Below are 20,598 nucleotides of genomic sequence, written 5' to 3'. Positions count from 1 at the left end.
CCCCAGACCCTCCCCGTACAGCCCCTCCTTGAGCGGCTGCGCAGCGAGCAGCCGATGGCCCTGGTCGTCGACGAGTACGGCGGCACCGCCGGTGTCGTCACCCTCGAGGACATCGTCGAGGAACTCGTCGGCGAGGTGCGCGACGAGCATGACTCGCACGACCTGCCGGAACTCGCCGCCGTACCGCCCGAGGACGGCCGCCCCGCCTGGGACGCCGACGGTGGCTGCCGGGTCGACACCCTGCAGCGCATCGGCCTCGACGCCCCGGAGGGCCCGTACGAGACGGTCGCCGGACTCGTCGCCGATCTGCTCGGCCGCATCCCCGCCCCGGGCGACCGGGCCGAGCTGCCCGGCTGGCGCCTGTCGGTGCGCCGGGTCGACCACTACCGCGCGGAGCGCGTCCGCCTGGTACGCACCGCGCCCCTGCCGACCGGCCCTGTACCCGGACCCGTACCTGTACCTGCCCTGGCCACGACCCCGGAGGCGGCCCGATGAGCCTGCTCCAACTCCTCTTCGCCCTCCTCCTGGTGCTCGGCAACGGCTTCTTCGTCGGCGCCGAGTTTGCGCTCGTCTCGGTCCGGCGCAGCCAGATCGAACCCCTGGAGGGCAAGCGGGCCCAGCAGGTCCTGTACGGCCTCGGCAACCTGCCGCAGATGATGGCGGCCGCCCAATTCGGCATCACCGTCTGCTCGTTGACGCTCGGCGCGGTCGCCGAGCCGACCGTCGCGCACCTCCTGGAGCCGGTCTTCCTCGCGGCGCACGTCCCGCAGGGCCTGATCCACCCGCTCGGGTACGCGATCGCCCTTGCCGTGGTCGTCTTCCTGCACCTCGTCATCGGCGAGATGGTGCCGAAGAACCTGGCGATGGCCGCGCCCGAGAAGACCGCGCTGTGGCTGAGCCCCGGCCTGGTCGGCTTCGCCCGGCTCTGCCGCCCGGTGACCGCGGGCCTCGGCGCCTGCGCCCGCCTCGTCCTCAAGGTGTTCCGGGTCGAGCCCAAGGACGAGGTGGAGGCGGCCTTCACCCGGGTCCAGCTCGGCCGGCTCGTCGAGGACTCAGGCCAGGCCGGGCTGCTCGAACCGGCCGAGCAGGAGCGCCTGGAGGACGCCCTCGAACTGGGCTCCCGCCCGGTCACCGACGTCCTGCTCACCCGCGCCTCGCTGGTCACCGTCGACCCGTCGGTGACCCCGCACCGCATCGAGGATCTGACGGTACGCACCGGCTACTCGCGGTTCCCGGTGTGCGCGGAGGGCGGCGCGTTCATGGGGTACCTGCACGTGAAGGACGTACTCGACCTGGAGGACCCGGAGCGGGCGGTACCCCAGCACATCTGGCGCCCGCTGCCGACCCTGAGCGCGGAACTCCCCCTGGACGACGCCCTGACGGTGATGCGCCGCGCGGCCACCCACCTGGCCCAGGTCGCGGACGGGTCGGGCCGGATCCTCGGCCTGGTCACCCTCGAGGACGTCCTCGAACTCCTAGTGGGCGAGGTCCGAGACCCGGCCCACCGAGCGGTCCCGCTGGTACGTCTGGGCGAGCCCAGGGCGGAGGCGGCGGCGGAGGTGCTGGCGGGCTGATTCTTCCCCTCCCCGCCCCAGGGCAAGCTCACCGCGACGAAGACCCGGGCGGCCGCCCGGAAAGCACCTCACCGTAAGCCTGCATAAGATCCGGCAACCGCAGCGTCGCCAGATCATCCCGCGTGGGCGCCCCCGGATACCCCGACAGCCTCAAGTCCCGGTACGCACACGACTTCTCGTACAGCGTGCGCAGAAACCGCCCGTTCCCCAGCTCGTCGATCCACCCCTGGTCCACCACGTGCCCACTGATCGACTTCAGCTCCTCGACGGACTCCTCGTCCCACACGTCCCCGTTCTCCGCGGCCAGCACCTCGCCGATCGCGGTGAGTTCGAGCGGCCGGTACGAGGGGAAGTCGACGCGGGTCGTGAAGCGGGAGGAGAGGCCGGGGTTGGCGGCGAGCAGCCGGTCCATGCCCTCGGGGTACCCGGCGAGGATCACGACCAGGTGGTCCCGGTTGTCCTCGGCCCGCTTCAGCAGCACCTGCAGCGCCTCGTCGCCGTACGCGTCGCCCTTGCTGTAGCCCGAGTTGGACAGGGCGTACGCCTCGTCGACGAAGAGGACCCCGCCGAGCGCCGAGTCGATCAACTCGTTGGCCTTGACCGCGGTCTGGCCGAGGTACTCGCCGACCAGGTCGGCGCGCTGGGCCTCCACCAGGTGGTCGCCGCCGAGCAGCCCGAGCGCGTAGAAGACCCGGCCGAGGATGCGCGCCACCGTCGTCTTGCCGGTGCCGGAGGGGCCGGAGAACACGAAGTGCCGCTTCGGGGGCTGCACCGGAAGCCCCTGCCCGGCCCGCAGGCGGGCCATCCGCAGTTGCGCGGAGAGCGCCTTGACCTGCCGCTTCACCGGATCGAGCCCGACCATCCGCTCCAGCTCGGCGAGCGCTTCCTGGAGCAGTACGGGGTCGGCGGGCCCGGCGGGCAACTGCGGCCCCGGCACCGGCAGCACCGCCTTCTCACGTGCCGAGCCGGGCGTCGCGGGCGGCGCGGCACCCTCGGAACCCGTACCGACCTTCAGGTCGAGGCCCTCCGCGCCGTACTGCTCGTCGAGCGCGTCCGCGGGGTCCGAGGTGTCCTGCCCGGCCCCGGCGAGGGCGAGTGCCGTCAGGTCGCCGGGGTCGTCGCCGCCGTCGAAGCCGTCGTACTCCGCGATGGCCGCGAGCCGCGCCGAGGTGTCCATGAACGCCGGGTCGACCCGGTGCACGGCCCGGTACAGGGGGAGCGCCGCGGCGCTGCGGCCGGTGCCCTCGTGGGCGCGGGCCAGCCAGTAGCGGAGCTCCTTGCGCTGCGGCTGCTCGCTGCGGCAGCGCATCAGGGCGGCCGAGAGCAGCGGCTCGGCCTGCCCGTACATCTCCAGGCGGACCCGTGCCATGCCGCCGAAGAGGCCCGCCTCGATGCCGAGCACCGGGTCGGAGGTCAGCGGGTCGGTGTGCCGGACGAGCTGTTCCCAGTCCTTGACCAGATAGGCGCGGCAGCCGTGCAGGAACCGCACCTGCGGGTCCGTGTCGATCGGCGGCAGCCCGGCGAGGGCGCGGTCGAGCTCGGGGACGTGCCGCCCGTCGAGCCAGTGCGAGGCGTGCGCGAGCAGCAGGTCGCGCGGCGATTCGAGCACCGGCTGCACCCACCAGCCAAGCCAGTACCAGGAGTTGAGGGTGCGCCGGTGGCGGGTGCGCTGCTCGCCGAAGCGGTCGCGGTGCCGGAACATGTGCAGGAGCGCCGTCGTCGTGTCGATGCGCAGCGCGTGCAGGCCGAGCCAGCCGTCGGCCATCTGCGGGTCCATCCGCACCGCGGCCCGGAACTCCTCCTCGGCCTGCGGATAGGCGCCCATCGTGTAGGCGTCGACGCCCCGCAGCCAGGCGAGGTCGGCCGGGGTCGAAGAACCCTGCGCGCCGATGTCCATCCCGTACCCCACAACCCCCCACAACCGTGCCCGTGCTGTGCCGAACCTGCGTGCCGCAGACGGGAGTTGACCGGTGCTGACTCCGTCGTGCGTGGGGTGGCGCCGAGCGCCGTCCGCAAGGTCGCACCGAGAGGCATCGTACCTGCGGGGGAGCCGTCGGCCGTAGGGTGCCGCACGGTTCTCGCGCCTGAAGAGGCGTATGTGAGGGGGGAGTTGGGGATGGTCACCGAGGGTGATCAAGGGGCGTCCGGTCGCGGTCGCGAAAGCGGACAAAGGGCAGAACGAAGCCCCCGATCACGGGGGAACAACCGGGGGCTTCGCGTCTGCGGGGCGGTCCCGAAGAACCGCACATTGAGAACGTAAGTCCTGTACGACCCCCGGGTCAAGCAGAGTTGGAGTTCTCGTGGAAGGGCCTTTCCGGGGGGCTCAGCGGACCGCCGACGAGTCATCACCGTGTGTGATGGCTTGGGGTGGCGGCGGCGTTTCCTGGTGCCCCGGCAGCACCACGTACCCCTCGGTTCGCTGCCGTACCCAGGTGTCGGCGTGCGGCCGGGTGGGGTCTTCGGCGAAATGCCGACGCTCGGCCGGCTCCCAGCCGTCCCAGAATTCCCGCTGTGCCGCACCGTCCCGGCCGCGCCCCCGCGCCCACGCGTCGCCGTGCGGCAGATCCATCCAGCAGAGCCACGCGAGCGAGGGCCGCAGCGCCCGCCGCCCGGCCCCGACGCCCTCGATCAGCACGACCGGCTCGGGCTCCACCCGCTGCTCGGCGTCGAAGCGCCGCGCGTTCCAGTCGTACGTACGGAAGCGTGCCGTGCGGCCCGCGGCGAGCGGAGCGAGAACCTCCGCGCGGAAGCGGTCGGTCCAGTCGAATAGCTCGTCGTGGCTGCGGATGTCGTCGAGCCCGACGACGGGCGCACCGCCGAGGGCCGCGGCGAGCCGTACCGCGAACGTCGACTTGCCCGAGCCCGCGTGCCCGTCGACGCCGACGAGCCGCACCGGACCGCAGGAGGGCGGCAGCGCGCGCAGGGTGCGGGCGAGGCGGCCGAGTTCCGGGAGGTCAAAGGGCCCGGAGGGCTCGGGGAGCGCGGAGGGGTCGGGGAGGTCGTCCATCGACCCAAGGCTACGGCGGCCCCGGACCCGGTTCGCGGGCCGCTCCAGTGGTCCACGCCAATATTGGTGCCGGGGACGCGGCCCGAAGTGCTGGCCCCGGCCGTCCACGGCGGAGATAGTGGGCCCCACTGTCATGCATCCGCCATTCACGCCGTACGCCGCCGGGACCGTCGAAGGGCCCGGCGGCGCTCTTGATTCGCGACTCGACGAGGGGCTCCACGCCATGACCGAATCGTCCCGTTCCACCACTCGCAGATCGTTGCTCGCCGCCGCGGTGGCGGTCGCGGCGGGCGGCACCGTCGCCGCCACGGCCGTCGCCGCCGAGGGCGGCTCGCTCAGGGGCCGCACCCCCGCCGCGTCCGGCGCTCCCGCCGCATCCGGAACCACGCGCGCGAAGGCGGCCGCCCGCCGCGTCGACAACCGCTTCTGGACCTCGTACGCGGACTGGAGCACGGGCACCCACAAGGGCACCCGCGCGGTCGCCGCCACGCGCGCGGGCGTGGAGATCGACAAGCCCGCCGGCACCGTCGCGTACAAGGACCCGCACACCGGCAGGAGCGCGGAGTGGGAGTACGCGGTGTGGACGGCGCCCGAGCACCGGCTCACCGTGCCCGCCACCGAGCTCGTCGCGTCCTGGAACTCCCGTACGCCGTCCGGGACTTGGCTCCAGGTCGAGCTGCGCGGCACGTACAGCGACGGCAAGCGGAGCCCCTGGTACGTGATGGGCCGCTGGACCTCCGGCGACGACCGCGAGGGCGACGCCGACGCCGACGCGATCCGGCGCACCTCCGTCGACGGCCAGAAGGACGGCAAGACCTCGGTGTGGACCGACACCCTCGCCGTCGACGACCCGGCGAAGGGGCTGCGGGTGACCGCGTACCAGCTCCGTCTGACGCTGTACCGCAAGCCGGGGAGCGGCGTCACGCCCACCGTGTGGCGGCTCGGCGCGATGGGCTCGGACATCCCGGACCGCTTCACGGTGCCCGCGTCGGAACCGGGCCTCGCCGCGGAGCTGAAGGTGCCGCGCTACTCGCAGAACACCCACGTCGGCCAGTACCCCGAGTACGACAACGGCGGCGAGGCCTGGTGCAGCCCCACCTCCTCGCAGATGATCCTGGAGCACTGGGGCCGCAAGCCCTCGGCCGACGACCTGGCCTGGGTGAACCCGGACTTCGCCGACCCGCAGGTCTGCCACGCGGCCCGGTTCACCTACGACTACCAGTACGAGGGCTGCGGCAACTGGCCGTTCAACGCCGCCTACGCGGCCACGTACAAGGACATGCAGGCCGTCGTCACCCGGCTCGGCTCGCTCACCGACCTGGAGACGCTGATCGGTGCGGGCATCCCGGTCATCACGTCCCAGTCCTTCCTGGCGAAGGAGCTGACCGGCGCCGGGTACGGCACCGCGGGGCACCTGATGACCGTGATCGGCTTCACCGAGGGCGGCGACGTGATCGCCAACGACCCGGCCTCGCCGAGCAACGACGCCGTGCGCCGGGTCTACAAGCGGCGCGAGTGGGAGAACATCTGGCTCCGCACCAAGCGGTACAACGCCGACGGCAAGGTGACATCCGGCACGGGCGGGGTCTGCTACCTGTACTTCCCGGCCCAGCCGAACGGCGCCCAGACCAGGGCTCTCGCGGCGGTCGGGGTGCGCTGAGGGGTGGTCCGGGCCCGAGGGGGTGACCCATCTCTCCCCCTCGGGGCCCGGTTCCCCTGTCACTCTGGTCGGGTCAGTGGGGGGACGCCACTGCCCGCGAAACCGTGAGTGAGACCGCCATGACCGCGACCGCCACCACCGTCGACGAAGCCCGCCGCATCCTGAGCCGCACGGGCGGACCCAAGGAGGACGGCCCCAAGATCCTGGAGCACGTCCTCGGCTGGACCCTGGTCGTCGTGCTCGCCATGTTCGTCACCCAGGCCGGCCTGCTCTGAACCCGAGGCCCGCTGCCTGCTCTGACGCGGACGCGGACCCGGACCCCGCACGCCGACGAGGCGGAGGGGCGCCAGGCCCGTCCGCCCCGCCGACTCACGCCGCAGGCTGGTTGCCGTCCAGCTGAAGCCCGCGGCGCAGGCTGCTCCGGCTAGTTGATCGACTTGATCAGTTCGCCGTTCGCGGTGTCACCGCTGAGCTCCCAGAAGAAGGTGCCGCCGAGGCCCTCCTTGTTCTTGTAGGCCATCTTCCCGGCGAGGGTCTCCGGGGTGTCGTAGCTCCACCACTCGTTGCCGCAGTGCGCGTAGGCGGTGCCGCCGACGGTTCCGTTGGCCGGGCACTTCGTCTTCAGTTCCTTGTAGTCGTCGATGCCCTGCTCGTACTTGCCCGCCGCGGGACCCGTGGCCGTGCCGCCCGGCTCCTTCTGCGTGACGCCGGTCCAGCCGCGCCCGTAGAAGCCGACCCCGAGCAGCAGCTTCTCCGACGGAATGCCGAGGCCCTTGAGCTTCGCGATCGTCGCCTCGGAGTTCCAGGTGTCCTTGGGGATGCCGTCGTACTTGCTGAGCGGCGAGTGCGGAGCCGTCGGGCCCTTCGCGTCCCAGGCCCCGAAGAAGTCGTACGTCATCGGGTTGTACCAGTCGACGTACTGGGCGGCGCCCGCGTAGTCGGCGGCGTCGAGCTTGCCGCCGTCGCTCGCGTCGGCCGGGATCGCGGCGGTGACCAACTGGTCCTTGAACTTGGCGCGCACCGCGCCCATCAGGTTCTTGTACGCCTCACGGCCGCTGGTGTCACAGCTGAGCCCGCAGGCGTTCGGGTACTCCCAGTCGATGTCGATGCCGTCGAAGACATCGGCCCACTTGGAGTTCTCCACCAGGTCGTAGCAGGACTGGGCGAAGGCCTCGGGGTTCTTCGCGGCCTCGGTGAAGCCGCCGGACCAGGTCCAGCCGCCGAACGACCACAGCACCTTCAGGTTCGGGTGCTTGGCCTTCAGCTTGAGCAGCTGGTTGAAGTTGCCGCGCAGCGGCTGGTCCCAGCTGTCGGCCTTGCCGTCCACGGACTGGTCGGCGGTGTACGCCTTGTCGGTCGCCGCGTAGGCGTCGCCCATCGTGCACTTGCCGCCCTGGACGTTGCCGAACGAGTAGTTGATGTGCGTCAGCTTGTCGGCGGAGCCGGACGTATCGATGTTCTTGACGTGGTAATTGCGGTCGTACACGCCCCATTCGGTGAAGTAGCCGACGACCTTCGAGCCGGCCGCCGCGGTCTCCTTCTCGGGGGTCGGGGCGGCACCGGCGGCACCCGCTCCGGCGAACAGGCCGGCGCCGAGCACGGCACAACACGATGCGGCGATCAGCACCCGGGTGCGGGTGCTGGGGCGGTGCGGTCCGAGCATGGTGTCTCCTCGTGGGGGAGGGAGGGAACTGCTGTTGACCTTGCACTGCGCACGGGTTCTGGAAGGGGCGGAACCCGGCGTCCAGGATTGTCATGAACGCGGGGAGGCGTTCGCCGGAACAGTAGAGGACTAGACCAGTGCGGTCAATGGTTCGGACCAATCCTCGGAGGTGGCCTCGGCCCCCGTTCCCGGCCCGGTTCCCGGCCTGGTTCCCGCCCCGGAAACCGGGCATTCCGGGTCCGTTCCGGGTCCGGATGCCGGGCCCGCGTGCGCTTCCGTGAGAGAAGTGAAGTGAACGGTCGTGAACCTGATGACGTGCGCTCTCTGATCAGGCATACTCAGCGCAACGGCCGCCGTTCAGCCGCGTTTCGAGATCCGAATCGCCGCCCAGCGGCCGGGTTGTCAGACTTCGGCGGCACCTCACCCGGTGCGCCGAAGTGCCCGACCGGGAGGAGAGCGACGACATGACGGACCGCGAGCCGTACCAGCCGGTGGAGCGCCAGTTGCCCACTGAAGAGGCCCGTGACCTCCTCGCGCTCGTCCGCGAGATCGCGCAGCGCGAGATCGCCCCCGGAGCCGCCGACGGCGAGGAGTCCGGGAGCTTCCCGCGCGAGGTCTTCACCCTGCTCTCCCGCTCCGGCCTCCTGGGCCTGCCGTACGCGTCGGAGTTCGGCGGCGGCGACCAGCCGTACGAGGTCTACCTCCAGGTGCTCGAAGAACTCGCCGCGGCCCGGCTCACCGTCGGCCTCGGCGTCAGCGTCCACACCCTCGCCGCCCACGCCCTCGCCGGGTACGGCGCGAAGGAACAGCAGGCCGAGCACCTCCCGGCGATACTCGGCGGCGGACTCCTCGGCGGGTACTGCCTCTCCGAGCCCGCGGCGGGATCCGACGCCGCCTCGCTGCGCACCAAAGCCGTGCGGGACGGCGACAGCTGGGTGATCACCGGCGGCAAGGCCTGGATCACGCACGGCGGCATCGCCGACTTCTACACGGTGATGGCCCGCTCCGGCGGCGACGGCCCCAAGGGCATCACGGCCTATCTCGTACCGGGGGACGCCGAGGGCCTCACGGCCGCGGTGCCCGAGCGGAAGATGGGCCTCAAGGGCTCACCGACCGCCCAACTCCACTTCGACGGCGTCCGGGTGTCCGACGCCCGGCGCCTCGGCGAGGAGGGCCAGGGCTTCGCCATCGCCCTGTCCGCCCTCGACTCCGGCCGCCTCGGCATCGCCGCCTGTGCGATCGGCGTGGCCCAGGCGGCCCTGGACGAGGCGCTCGCGTACGCGACGGAGCGCCGCCAGTTCGGCCGCCCGATCGCCGACTTCCAGGGGCTGCGCTTCATGCTGGCCGACATGGCCACCCAGATCGAGGCCGGCCGCGCGCTCTACCTCTCGGCGGCCCGGCTGCGCGACGCGGGCCTGCCGTTCTCCCGCCAGGCCGCCATGGCCAAGCTGTTCTGCACGGACGCGGCGATGCGCGTCACCACCGACGCCGTCCAGGTCCTCGGGGGGTACGGCTACACGATGGACTTCCCCGTGGAGCGCCTCATGCGCGAGGCCAAGGTGCTGCAGATCGTCGAGGGCACGAACCAGATCCAACGCGTCGTGATCGCCCGGCACTTGGCGGGTCCGGAGTCCCAGTGACCCACTGAGGACCGCCCTCCGCCCCGCCGATGCGTGCGCGGGCGCTACTCCTCGCCGCGAGCCGTCAGTGCGAAGCCGCTCTCCCCGTCCCGGTACGGCCCCTGACCGGCCTGAGTGTGCTGCATGGGCTGCGCGCTGAACGGCGTCGTCGAACCGAACTGCCCGGTGCGCACGATCGGCGCGGTCAACTGCGCCCACTCCGGGTCACGGTGGCCGGGAAGCGTCCTGCCCCGGCCCGCCCACGTCTGCAACAGCGCGCGATAGATGGGCGGGTCGGACGGGAGCGCGGGTGCGGGTGCGGGCAGTTGCCTGGGGGCCTGCTGAACCGATTCTCCGGTGGCGGGGACGTACAGCGTGCGTCGGCGCCGGCCGATCGCTTCATGCAAGGCGGTCATGCCCGGCCAACGTCACAGCCGCGTCAACGGTCACCGCCCGGGGGATTCGGGCGTCAGTTCTGAGAGTGACCGGGGCGCGGTTCAGGGAGCGGCTCCGACCGGCGTACGCGTCTCCCACCTGACAGCGCCGCGAGCGCCGCCGCGACCCGCGGCTCTCGGACGAGCACCGGCGACAGCGCCACAAGTATGGCCCCGCAGTGCATATCTGACGTACCGTCATCTGCGCCGCCGGGGGCCGCACCCCTCCGAGCGACGCCCATTCACTGTGCGTCCAGGAGGTTTGCCGTGGCCGACGACCGCCCGGTCCCGCTCGACGAGTACCCGATCCACCAGGTACCGCTCTCCATGAAGCACGTCGCCACCGGCGACCGCAACGCCTACGACCGCTGCATCTTCCACGTCTTCGACCACGAAGGCCGCTTCCTGCTCATCCTGGGGCTCGGCGTCTACCCCAACACCGGAGTGATCGACGCCTACGCCACCCTGCGCATCGGCGACACCCTGCACGCCGTACGCGCCTCGGACGCGCTCGGCGACGACCGGATGCAGCTCGCCGTCGGCCCGCTCAGCGTCACCGTCGACCGCCCGCTCCAGCGCATCCGCCTGCGCTGCGCGGCCGAAGGCCCCGACTCCCTCTCGTACGACATCGAGTGGAACGCCGACTTCCCGGCGGTCTGGGAGCCCCACCACGTCCAACGGCGCGGCGACCGGCTGACCCTGGAGGGTCGCCGCTTCGTGCAGGCGGGCCGGCCGAGCGGGGTGATCCGGGTCGGCGGCGAGGAGATCCAGGTGACGCCGGGGGAGTGGACGGCCACCCGGGACCGCAGTTGGGGCGTGCGCCCGATCCCCGGCGAGGAGGGCGGGCGCGGCGCCGAGGAACACCGCACCGAGGGCTTCCACTGGCTCTGGGTGCCGGTGGCGTTCGACGACCGCTTCCTCATGGTGATCGTCCAGGAGGACGCCGACGGCCACCGCACCCTCAACGAGGCGCTGCTCGTGCGCGAGGGCCACCATGACGTCCAACTCGGCTGGCCGCACGCCGACATCGGCTACCGCTCCGGCACCCGCCACCCCGAGCACGTCGTCATCCACCTCACCGACCCGGCCCGCAAACCCCTCGAACTCGGCGTCCGCGTCCTCGCCTCGTCCCCGCTCGCCGTCGGCGCCGGGTACCCGCCCGCGGGCGACTGGCAGCACGGCACCTGGCAGGGCCGCGGCTGGACCGACCGGCAGGTCTACGACCTCTCCGACCCGGCCGCCCACCCACTCGCCGCGTACGGAGTGACCGACCACGCCGCCCGCTTCACCCTCGACGGCCGGATCGGATACGGGATCTTCGAGCACGGCAGCTTCGGCCGCCACGACCCCAGCGGATTCACCGGCTTCGACTCGGTCGCCCCTTGAGGCTCGGTCACCCCCTGAGGCTCGGTCCCCCTGAAGAAGTGATGTCTCAGTGAGTCGTCACCGCAGTCGAGTGCCCCGTCAACAGGACCACCAGTGAAGGGAGTTCGGAGATGGCCACGGCACCCCGGCCCCGCACCACGACCCGCGACCCCGAGGAGCTCACCCGCCGCCTCACCGACTGGCTCGGCACCCGCCTGCCGGGCGCCACGGTGCGCGACGTGTCCGTGCCCGAGTCCAACGGCATGTCGAGCGAGACCCTGCTTTTCGACCTCGACCATCCCCAACCCCCGCTGAAAGCCTGCGCGTTGCGGCTCGCGGCGGACCCGAAGGCGTACACGATCTTCCCCGTGTACGACATGAGGCGGCAGTACGAGACCATGCGCCTCGTCGCCGAGCACACCGGGATCCCGGTGCCGCGCGTGCTCTGGCTGGAGGAGGACCCCGAGCCGCTCGGCGCGCCCTTCTTCGTGATGGAACGCAAGGCGGGCCGGGTGCCGCCCGACGTCATGCCGTACACGTACGAGGGGAACTGGCTGCATTCCGCGAGCGACGCCGAACGCGCCCGGCTCGAGGACGCGACCGTACGGATCATCGCCCGCCTCCACGACCGCTTCCCCGTCGAGCGGGCGGGCTTCCTGGAACTGCCGGGCGACGGCAGCCCGCTGCGCCGCCACGTCGCGGCCCAACGCGCCTACTACGCCTGGGTGGTGGACGGGCTGCCCCGCTCGCCGCTGATCGAGAGCGCCTTCGACCGGCTCACCGAGCTCTGGCCACAGGACGAGGGCGAACCGGTCCTCAACTGGGGCGACGCCCGTATCGGCAACATCATCTACGACGGTTTCACGCCGGAGGCCGTGCTCGACTGGGAGATGGCGGCGCTCGCCCCGCGCGAGGTGGACCTCGGCTGGACGGTCTATCTGCACCGCTTCTTCCAGGACCTGACCGTGTCCTTCGGCCAGCGGGGCCTGCCGGACTTCCTGCGCCGCGAGCGGATCGAGGCCCGCTACGCCGAGCTCACCGGGCACACGCCGCGCGCCATGGACTTCTACACGCTGTACGCGGCGCTGCGGCACGCCGTCGTGATGCTCCGGGTCGCCTACCGGCAGGTGCACTTCGGCGAGGCCGCGCTGCCCGAGGACCCCGACCGGCTGATCCTGCACCACGACAGCCTCGCGGCCATGGTGCAGGGCAGCTACTGGAGTTGAGCGGGCGTCAGGCCCGCGGAAGGTGTGCTCAGGCGGCGCGGTACAGCTGCGGCGCCTTCCGCGGGCGGGAGCCGGGGCCGCCCACGTGGGAGAAGGGCTGGGTGCGCCAGTCGAGTCCCTGAGGGAGCGTCAACAGCAGGGCGGTGTCCTGCTCCTGGGCCTCCGGGTTCTCGTCGGCGGGCCGGGCGTCGGAGGCCCGGCGGCCGGTCCCGGAGCAGACCTGGAGCCCGAACGGGTTCCAGGGAGTGGGGCACTTGGCGTGCTCGGGCAGCGTGTCCTCGTCCGCCAGGAGCGCGATGGGCTGGACGCAGTCCGGGCAGATCACCCGGTACATCTCGAACGTGTCGTACGCGTCGAGCTCGTCGGTGCCGTCGGCGTCCGGTTCGACGCCCTCCGGTACGAGCTCGACGACCGACGGCTGCCGGTTCCGGGCAGTGCGGCCAGGGCGCTTCACACTCTGCATGGGACTCTCCCCCTCGGGTGGCCGGCCGGGCGCTGTGGCCTCGACCACAGCAAGCATTTCCCGCCACGTCCTGTGGGTAATCACCCCCGCCCGACGTACACGTCGATAAACCTGTGGTGTTCGTCACATGCCCCTCGCTCATGCCGGTGTCCGGGGTGTGGATACACGCGTCCCGACAGGTGGATCGCGGCGCACTCGAGGGGTGTTCAGGGGGCGCGCTCCTGCGTCCGGCCCAGCTACCGCCTCCCGAGGGGGAGTTGTCGTACGCGCCGATACGGGCGAGCGCCGCCCGACGACCTGTTCGGGCCTCGAATCCCCGGCCGTGCGTCCGGGGCGTGACCGCAGGCCGTTCGGCCAGTGGACACCGGGTGTCACAAGAGATCACGGCCCTGTAAGTTCAGGGCATGGAGGAGCTCGACCGTCAGATCGTGCAGCTGCTCGTCAAGGACGGGCGGATGAGCTACACCGACCTGGGCAAGGCCACGGGCCTGTCCACGTCGGCGGTGCACCAGCGCGTGCGCCGACTCGAACAGCGCGGCGTCATCCGTGGGTACGCGGCCGTGGTGGACCCGGAAGCCGTCGGCCTGCCGCTGACCGCGTTCATCTCGGTGAAGCCCTTCGACCCCAGCGCCCCCGACGACATCGCCGAACGCCTCGCCGGTGTCCCGGAGATCGAGGCCTGCCACAGCGTCGCCGGCGACGAGAACTACATCCTCAAGGTCCGCGTCGCCACCCCGCTCGAACTGGAAGACCTGCTCAGCCGCGTCCGCACCCTCGCCGGCACCTCCACCCGTACGACCGTGGTCCTCTCCACGCCGTACGAGGCACGCCCGCCGAGAATCTGACCCTCGGCGCCCATCGGGCGTGGTCGGCCGTCTCAATCGGCGGACGGGAACGGCAGGTTGAGGCTCCCGCCGAGGCCCGTCCGGCGCCCCCCACGCGTACCGAACGCGCCCCACGCGCACGCCTGGCGCGGCACACCGGGCCACCCCCGGCACGGAGCACCCGTCCCGAGGCGCGAGACTGGACCCATGAGCGAGCGCACCACCCCCTCCGCCTCCACCGCCGACGACGCCGGGCACCGCACCGTCCTGCTGCGCGGCGGTGACATCCACAGCCCCGCCGACCCCTTCGCCACCGCGATGGTCGTCGAACGCGGCCACATCGCCTGGGTCGGCTCCGAAGGCGCCGCAGACGCCTTCGCGAGCGGTGTCGAGGAGGTCGTCGACCTCGAAGGCGCCCTCGTCACCCCGGCGTTCACGGACGCCCACGTGCACACCACCGCCACCGGCCTCGCCCTCACCGGACTCGACCTCTCCGGCGCCCGCGGCCTCGACGACGCGCTCGCCCTGGTCCGCGCGCACGCCGCGGCCCACCCCGGCGACCCGGTGCTTCTCGGGCACGGCTGGGACGCCGCGCGCTGGACCGAGCGCCGCCCGCCGTCCCGCGCCGAACTCGACGAGGCCACCGGCGGCCGCCCGCTGTACCTCTCCCGGATCGACGTGCACTCCGCCGTCGTCACCACCGCACTCCTCGACCTGGTGCCGGGCATCACCGAACGCCCCGGTTACGAGGCCGACGCCCCCCTCACCAAGGACGCCCACCACGCGGTGCGCGCCGCCGCCCAGAGCGCGATCGGCGCCGAGCAGCGCACCGCAGCCCAGCGCGCCGCCCTGCGGCACGCCGCGTCCCTCGGCATCGGTGCCCTGCACGAGTGCGCGGGCCCCACCATCTCCTCCGAGGACGACCTCACCGGCCTCCTCGCCCTCGCCGCCGCCGAGCCGGGACCGCGGGTCTTCGGCTACTGGGCCGAGCAGATCGCCTCGCCCGCCGACGCGGACCGGATCCGCGCGCTCGGGGCGATCGGCGCTGCCGGTGACCTCTTCGTCGACGGCGCCCTCGGCTCGCACACCGCCTGCCTGCACGAGCCGTACGCCGATGCCCCGCACTCCGGCACCGCCTACCTCGACGCCGCCGCGGTCGCCGCCCACGTCACCGCCTGCACCGAGGCCGGCCTGCAGGCCGGCTTCCACGCCATCGGCGACGCCGCCGTCAGCACCGTCGTCGAGGGCGTCCGCGCCGCCGCCGAGAAGGTCGGCATCGCCCGCGTCCGCGCCGCCAGGCACCGCGTCGAGCACGCCGAGATGCTCACCCCCGAGACCGTCGCCGCGTTCGCGGAGCTCGGCCTCACCGCGTCCGTACAGCCCGGCTTCGACGCGCTGTGGGGCGGCGACGACGGCATGTACGCCGACCGCCTGGGCGCCGAACGGGCCCGCACCCTCAACCCCTTTGCCGCGCTGCTGCGTTCGGGTGTGCCGCTGGCCTTCGGCTCGGACGCCCCGGTCACGCCGCTCGACCCGTGGGGCACCGTCAGGGCCGCCGCCTTCCACCGCAACCTCGAGCACCGGGTCTCGGTGCGCGCCGCCTTCACCGCCCACACCCGCGGCGGTTGGCGCGCCATGGGCCGGGACGACGCGGGCGTGCTCGTGCCCGGCGCACCCGCCGACTACGCGATCTGGCAGGCCGACGAACTGGTGGTCCAGGCGCCGGACGACCGGGTCGCCCGCTGGTCCACCGACCCACGCTCCGGCACCCCCGGCCTGCCCGAACTGACCCCCGGAGCCGAACTCCCGCTCTGCCTGCGGACCGTGGTCGGCGGCCGCACCGTGTTCGTACGGCCGGGCGGGTGATGTACGGGGTCGCCGTGCCGCCGTACGGATCGCGCCGGGCTCCATCGCGACCTGCGCATCCTCCGTGCTGAGCAGGCGACTTGGGGAAGCTGCCCAGGTCAGACGGGTATTGACAGACGGCCGACCGAGGCGGGTAGGTTCGGCCGGGTCCACCACAGGACGTTCGACCGGGAAACCTCCACGCAGTCGTCGACGCCGCTGGGCCATGGGGTGGTGTGCCGCACCGGAACACCACCACTGGGAGCCAGGTCCAGCGCCAGCGCCTCGGGGGCGAAGGCAGGTCCCGCCCGGTCGGCAGGTGTGACCCGGGTGGGGCCCGGACGCTCAGTAGACAACGGCTTTCGGTCGACCCGCAGCCAGCGGGTCCCAGGTCGGCCCGAAGGGCGCCGGGCCCCGATCCGCAGCCGTGACCACGGCTCTCTTTCGACACCAGCACCCTGCACCTGGGGCGGCGAGTGGTGCGACCACTATGGTGGAGCATCTGCGTACGGACTTAAGGGGCAGTAGTGAAGGACGGCGGTCAGCGGCAGTACGGCCCGCTCGGCACAGCGTTGGTGATCATTCCGACGTACAACGAGGCCGAGAACATCAAGCCGATCGTGAGCCGGGTGCGAGCCGCCGTACCCGAGGCGCACGTACTCATCGCTGACGACAACAGCCCCGACGGCACCGGCAAGTTCGCCGACGAACTGGCCGCCGATGACGACCAGGTCCAGGTCCTGCACCGCAAGGGCAAGGAAGGGCTCGGCGCGGCCTACCTCGCCGGTTTCCGCTGGGGCATCGAGCACGGGTACGGCGTCCTGGTCGAGATGGACGCCGACGGCTCGCACAAGCCGGAGGAGCTGCCCCGGCTGCTCACCGCGCTCAAGGGCGCCGACCTGGTGCTCGGTTCGCGCTGGGTGCCCGGCGGGCGCATCGTCAACTGGCCCAAGTCCCGCGAGGTGATCTCCCGCGGCGGCAGCCTCTACTCCCGGCTGCTGCTCGACGTGCCGCTGCGCGACGTGACCGGCGGCTACCGCGCCTTCCGCAAGGAGACCCTGGAGGGCCTCGGCCTCGGCGAGGTCGCGTCGCAGGGCTACTGCTTCCAGATCGACCTGGCCCGCCGCGCGCTCAAGGCCGGGTACCACGTGATCGAGGTCCCCATCACCTTCGTGGAGCGCGAGTACGGCGACTCCAAGATGAGCCGCGACATCGCCCTCGAAGCGCTGTGGCGGGTCGCCGCCTGGGGTGTGGAGGAGCGGGCCGGCAAGATCGGCAAGCTGCTCGGCCGCAAGCGCTCCAGCTGAGCCGACGCGTCACTGATCCACCGAGTCACCGAGTCCCTGCGCGGGGCGCCGTCCGACGGCGCCCCGTTTTTATATGGGCGCTTTATGGGCGCCCCACTTATGCAGTCCGCACACAGCATTCGGCACACTGGGAGCATGACGACCGGCACCCCGCCTCCGCCCCTCCGTCCGGCTCCGCGTTCCAAGCTGCGCAGGTACGTGCCCCTCGGGATCGCCGCGTGGATGGTCCTGGAGGTCTGGCTGCTCACCGTGGTCGCCTCGGCGGCCGGTGGCTTCACCGTTTTCCTGCTGCTCCTTGGCGGTGTCCTGCTCGGCGGCGTGGTCATCAAGCGGGCCGGCCGACGCGCCTTCAAGGGCTGGTCCGAACAGCTCCAGCAGGCGCAGCGCGGCGAGATGCCGGAGCGCAACGAACGCAGTGGCGGTAACGCCCTGACGATGGTCGCGGGCCTGCTGATCATGATGCCGGGCCTGGTGTCGGACGCCCTCGGCCTGCTGTGCCTGCTGCCGCCGGTCCGCGCGGTGCTGACCAAACGGGTCGAGCGGAGCATGGAGCGCCGGATGCGCAAGGCGGGCCCCGGCACCTTCGAGAACGCCTTCCAGCAGGCTCGTATGCACCGGCCCGACGGCAAGGTGGTGCAGGGCGAGGTCATCCGCGACGACGCGCCCACCGGCCCCGATGCCGGGCCGGAGCAGGGACCGCGCCCGCCGCTGACCGGCTGACAGACCGTCCGCTTCGCTCAGGCCCGTCGCCCTGTGAAGGGCGGCGGGCATACCGACGGGCCGTGGCCGGCAGCACATCACTGTGCTGCCGACCACGGCCCGTCGCTTGGTGCTGTAGTCGCCTTAAGTGCGCGGAGTTACGCGGACTTGCGGCTGTCGCGCGGATGCACGGCAATGTTCATGGCGCCGGAGCGCAGGACGGCCAGGCGCTCGGCCAGGACTTCCTCCAACTCCTCACGAGTACGTCGCTCCATGAGCATGTCCCAGTGCGTACGCGCGGGCTTGCCCTTCTTCTCTTCGGGACCGTCGCCGTCGACGAGGAGTGCCTGGGCCCCACAGACCTTGCACTCCCACTCCGGCGGGATCTCCGCTTCCACCGAGAACGGCATCTCAAATCGATGGCCGTTGTCGCATGCGTACTCCACGGCCTGGCGAGGGGCCAGGTCGATGCCGCGGTCGGTCTCGTAGCTGGTCACCACGAGGCGCGTGCCGCGAAGAGCTCGCTCACTCATGAATCGTGCCTCCCGGGCTTGTCGCCCACAGGACAGGTGTCGCTGTCGTCGTCATCCGGTCAACGTCCGGTCGGCGGTAAAGATTCCCGATCTGGGTCATGCGTCGCCGTCGTAGCCGCCCCTTGTTGTACCCACCGACGTCCGGTTTGTCACATCTGAAAGGAGATGTCACCCAGCGTTGTTTGTTCTTTAGCACGCAGGAACGGTCCGCCTGGAAGGCCAAAGGCGTACACTACCGGCCTTTGGCCTCCGGGGCTAAATCCGGTCCGGCACGGGGTTTCCGGCGGCGGCCGCGGCACGGTGCACCGGCACCCGCGCGAGGAGCACGAATCCCAGCGCGAAGAACGCCACAAGAGAGATGATCGCGTCCCGGTAGCTCCCTGTCAGCTGATACGTGAGACCGAAGACCAGCGGCCCGAGCCAGCTCATGCCGCGGTCGCTCATCTCGTACGCGGAGAAGTACTCGGCCTCCTTGCCGCGCGGGATCAGGTGCGAGAACAGCGAGCGGGAGAGGGCCTGGCTGCCGCCGAGTACCAGGCCGATGCCCGCGGCGAGGGCGAAGAACCAGACGGGTTCCCCGGCGGGCAGGAAGTACCCGGCGCCGATCGTCAGCGTCCAGGCCACCAGTGAGCCGAGGATGGTCCGCTTGGCGCCGTAGGTCCGGGCGAGCCGGCCCATGCCGAGGGCGCCCGCCACGGCGAGTACCTGGACCAGGAGCACGGCCACGATCAGCGTCGTCTGGTCGAGGCCCAGCTCCTCGGAGCCGTAGATCGAGGCCTGGGAGATCACCGTCTGCACGCCGTCGTTGTAGACCAGGTACGCGAGCAGGAACGCCAGGGTGAGGGGGTGCCGGCGCATGTCGCGCAGCGTCGCCTTCAGCTGCCGCCAGCCGCCCGTCGACGGCGCCGCCCTGTCCTCGCGCGCGGCGGCCCCGCGGTCGCGCAGCCGGCGCAGCGGGACCAGGGTGAACGCGCCCCACCACACCCCGGCCGACGCCAGACAGATCCGTACCGCCGTGGACTCGTCGAGGCCGAAGGAGTCGTGGCCGCTGTAGAGGATCAGGTTCAGGACGAGCACCAGGGCGCCGGACGCGTAGCCGAAGGCCCAGCCGCGGGAGGAGACCGCGTCGCGTTCCTCGGGCTCGGCGATCTGCGGCAGGTAGGCGTTGTAGAGGGCCATCGAGACGCCGAGCGAGGCGTTCGCGACGACCAGCAGGAGGCCGCCGAGGAGATAGCGGTCGCCGTCCAGGAAGAACATTCCGGCGGTCGCCCCGGCACCCAGGTACGCGGAGACCGCGAGCAGCGGCTTCTTGCGTCCGCTGCGGTCCGCCGCCGCCCCCGCGAGCGGCATCACGAGGACCGCCACGACGATGGAGAGCGAGACGGAGTACGCGAAGAACGAGCCCGCCCTGACCGGGATGCCGAGCGGGTGCACGAAGCCGTCGGGGTCCGCGGCGGCCTTGGCGACCGAGGTCAGATACGGGCCGAGGAACACGGTGAGCACGCTGGTCGAGTAGACCGAGCAGGCCCAGTCGTAGACGTACCAGCCGTGTTGTTCGCGCCGTCGCTCGGCGCTGCCGCCCTTGTCCGCCGGTCGCACGGTGTCCGCGCCCACCCCGAGTCCCCCTGCCGTCCCCGTAGACCTGTCAGCGCCGCTGGTTCCCCCCGGCCCGGCTACTGCCAGGCGCCGCGCTCCTTCAGGACCTCGACGAGCGTCCCGAGATGATCGGTCATGATGCCATCGGCGCCCAGGTCGAGGAGCGCCGCCATCCGTTCCCGGTCGTTGACGGTCCACACGTGCACCTGGAGCCCGAGCGCGTGCGCGGTGCGGACGAAGCGGCGGTCCACCACCCGCACCCCGGACTGGGTTTCAGGCACCTGGGCGCAGACCGCCGACCGGCGCAGCGGGGCGGGGATGCCGAACGAGCGCAGCCGCAGGGCCGCGACACCGGAGGCGCCGAGCGAGGTCGCCAGGCGCGGCCCGGCGAGCGCCTGCGCCCTGGCCACCCGCGACTCCGAGAACGAGCCGACGCAGACCCGGTCCCAGGCGCCGGTGCGGCGGATCAGCTCGACGAGCGGGACGAGCGCGGGCTCCGCCTTGATGTCGACGTTCCAGCGCGCCTCGGGGAACGCCTCCAGGAGGTCCTCGAAGAGGGGTACGGGTTCGCTGCCCGCCACGCGCGCGTGGTGCACGTCGGCCCACTTGAGGGAGCCGATCCTGCCGCCGCCGTCGGTGACCCGGTCCAGGGTCGCGTCGTGGAAGGCGACGAGCTTGCCGTCGGCGGTGGCGTGGACGTCGGTCTCCAGGTACCGGTAGCCGGAGTCGACGGCGCGCCGGAACGCGGCCGCGGTGTTCTCCAGGCCGTCCGCCGTACCGCCC

General features: G+C 71.9%; 19 protein-coding genes. 11 read left to right on the top strand and 8 right to left on the bottom strand.

Annotation, left to right across the window (positions count from 1 at the left end; genetic code table 11):
- The coding region (locus GUY60_RS16100) for a transporter associated domain-containing protein (protein WP_281368476.1) at positions 1-495 on the top strand (495 nt) is incomplete at its 5' end.
- On the top strand, positions 492-1,574 hold the full coding sequence (locus GUY60_RS16095) for a hemolysin family protein (protein ID WP_161698338.1): 1,083 nt from the start codon (positions 492-494) through the stop codon (positions 1,572-1,574). The genes GUY60_RS16100 and GUY60_RS16095, both read left to right, overlap by 4 nt.
- 28 nt (positions 1,575-1,602) lie before the next feature.
- Here GUY60_RS16095 and GUY60_RS16090 read toward each other — a convergent pair whose 3' ends face one another.
- Together GUY60_RS16090 and GUY60_RS16085 are read right to left on the bottom strand one after the other, a co-directional pair.
- The gene (locus GUY60_RS16090) at positions 1,603-3,471 is read right to left on the bottom strand and encodes an AAA family ATPase (RefSeq protein ID WP_161698336.1); all 1,869 of its coding nucleotides are present in this window, start codon (positions 3,469-3,471) and stop codon (positions 1,603-1,605) included.
- 426 nt (positions 3,472-3,897) lie between these two features.
- On the bottom strand, positions 3,898-4,581 hold the full coding sequence (locus GUY60_RS16085; protein ID WP_246235085.1) for a uridine kinase family protein: 684 nt from the start codon (positions 4,579-4,581) through the stop codon (positions 3,898-3,900).
- Between the two features lie 223 nt (positions 4,582-4,804).
- Between GUY60_RS16085 and GUY60_RS16080 the strand changes: the two genes are divergently transcribed.
- Both GUY60_RS16080 and GUY60_RS16075 read left to right on the top strand, forming a co-directional pair.
- Positions 4,805-6,241: a C39 family peptidase gene (locus tag GUY60_RS16080; RefSeq protein ID WP_161698334.1), complete on the top strand. Its 1,437-nt coding sequence runs from the start codon at positions 4,805-4,807 to the stop codon at positions 6,239-6,241.
- 119 nt (positions 6,242-6,360) lie between these two features.
- Positions 6,361-6,516 carry an SCO1431 family membrane protein gene (locus GUY60_RS16075; protein WP_161698333.1) on the top strand — a complete coding sequence of 52 codons (156 nt, stop codon included), beginning with the start codon at positions 6,361-6,363 and terminating at the stop codon, positions 6,514-6,516.
- Positions 6,517-6,665: 149 nt separating this feature from the next.
- On the opposite strand, the gene GUY60_RS16070 is transcribed toward GUY60_RS16075, so the two are convergent.
- Positions 6,666-7,904 (bottom strand): glycoside hydrolase family 18 protein, encoded by a 1,239-nt coding sequence (locus GUY60_RS16070; RefSeq protein ID WP_161698332.1) that lies wholly within the window; start codon positions 7,902-7,904, stop codon positions 6,666-6,668.
- A gap of 464 nt (positions 7,905-8,368) precedes the next feature.
- On the opposite strand from GUY60_RS16070, the gene GUY60_RS16065 reads away from it, so the two are divergent.
- Positions 8,369-9,544: an acyl-CoA dehydrogenase family protein gene (locus GUY60_RS16065; RefSeq protein ID WP_161698329.1), complete on the top strand. Its 1,176-nt coding sequence runs from the start codon at positions 8,369-8,371 to the stop codon at positions 9,542-9,544.
- A gap of 44 nt (positions 9,545-9,588) precedes the next feature.
- On the opposite strand, the gene GUY60_RS39005 is transcribed toward GUY60_RS16065, so the two are convergent.
- Complete coding sequence (locus GUY60_RS39005) at positions 9,589-9,939, bottom strand: hypothetical protein (RefSeq protein ID WP_246235084.1); 351 nt, start codon at positions 9,937-9,939, stop codon at positions 9,589-9,591.
- Between the two features lie 285 nt (positions 9,940-10,224).
- On the opposite strand from GUY60_RS39005, the gene GUY60_RS16055 reads away from it, so the two are divergent.
- Both GUY60_RS16055 and GUY60_RS16050 read left to right on the top strand, forming a co-directional pair.
- On the top strand, positions 10,225-11,343 hold the full coding sequence (locus GUY60_RS16055) for an Rv3169 family protein (protein WP_161698327.1): 1,119 nt from the start codon (positions 10,225-10,227) through the stop codon (positions 11,341-11,343).
- 110 nt (positions 11,344-11,453) lie between these two features.
- The gene (locus tag GUY60_RS16050) at positions 11,454-12,548 is read left to right on the top strand and encodes a phosphotransferase family protein (RefSeq protein ID WP_161698324.1); all 1,095 of its coding nucleotides are present in this window, start codon (positions 11,454-11,456) and stop codon (positions 12,546-12,548) included.
- Between the two features lie 28 nt (positions 12,549-12,576).
- On the opposite strand, the gene GUY60_RS16045 is transcribed toward GUY60_RS16050, so the two are convergent.
- The gene (locus GUY60_RS16045; RefSeq protein WP_161698321.1) at positions 12,577-13,011 is read right to left on the bottom strand and encodes a hypothetical protein; all 435 of its coding nucleotides are present in this window, start codon (positions 13,009-13,011) and stop codon (positions 12,577-12,579) included.
- A 404-nt stretch (positions 13,012-13,415) separates the two neighbouring features.
- Here GUY60_RS16045 and GUY60_RS16040 point away from each other — a divergent pair, with 404 nt between their 5' ends.
- The 4 genes from GUY60_RS16040 to fxsA all read left to right on the top strand — a co-directional run bounded on the left by GUY60_RS16040 (position 13,416) and on the right by fxsA (position 17,707).
- Positions 13,416-13,856 (top strand): Lrp/AsnC family transcriptional regulator, encoded by a 441-nt coding sequence (locus GUY60_RS16040; RefSeq protein WP_161698319.1) that lies wholly within the window; start codon positions 13,416-13,418, stop codon positions 13,854-13,856.
- A 186-nt stretch (positions 13,857-14,042) separates the two neighbouring features.
- Positions 14,043-15,701, top strand: a complete 1,659-nt coding sequence (locus GUY60_RS16035; protein WP_161698316.1) for an amidohydrolase — start codon at positions 14,043-14,045, stop codon at positions 15,699-15,701.
- A gap of 506 nt (positions 15,702-16,207) precedes the next feature.
- Positions 16,208-16,987: a polyprenol monophosphomannose synthase gene (locus tag GUY60_RS16030; protein WP_161698314.1), complete on the top strand. Its 780-nt coding sequence runs from the start codon at positions 16,208-16,210 to the stop codon at positions 16,985-16,987.
- Positions 16,988-17,122: 135 nt separating this feature from the next.
- Positions 17,123-17,707 carry an FxsA family membrane protein gene (fxsA, locus tag GUY60_RS16025; RefSeq protein ID WP_161698312.1) on the top strand — a complete coding sequence of 195 codons (585 nt, stop codon included), beginning with the start codon at positions 17,123-17,125 and terminating at the stop codon, positions 17,705-17,707.
- 137 nt (positions 17,708-17,844) lie between these two features.
- On the opposite strand, the gene GUY60_RS16020 is transcribed toward fxsA, so the two are convergent.
- The 3 genes from GUY60_RS16020 to GUY60_RS16010 all read right to left on the bottom strand — a co-directional run.
- Positions 17,845-18,219: an RNA polymerase-binding protein RbpA gene (locus GUY60_RS16020; RefSeq protein ID WP_161698311.1), complete on the bottom strand. Its 375-nt coding sequence runs from the start codon at positions 18,217-18,219 to the stop codon at positions 17,845-17,847.
- Between the two features lie 255 nt (positions 18,220-18,474).
- Complete coding sequence (locus GUY60_RS16015; RefSeq protein WP_161698308.1) at positions 18,475-19,833, bottom strand: MFS transporter; 1,359 nt, start codon at positions 19,831-19,833, stop codon at positions 18,475-18,477.
- Positions 19,834-19,892: 59 nt separating this feature from the next.
- Positions 19,893-20,598 (bottom strand): glycerophosphodiester phosphodiesterase family protein (locus tag GUY60_RS16010; protein ID WP_161698305.1); only part of this gene is annotated, 706 nt, incomplete at its 5' end.

Source organism: Streptomyces boluensis, from assembly GCF_009908195.1.
GTDB classification, from domain to species: Bacteria; Actinomycetota; Actinomycetes; order Streptomycetales; family Streptomycetaceae; genus Streptomyces; species Streptomyces boluensis.
This window is presented reverse-complemented; position numbering and strand designations above follow the sequence as displayed.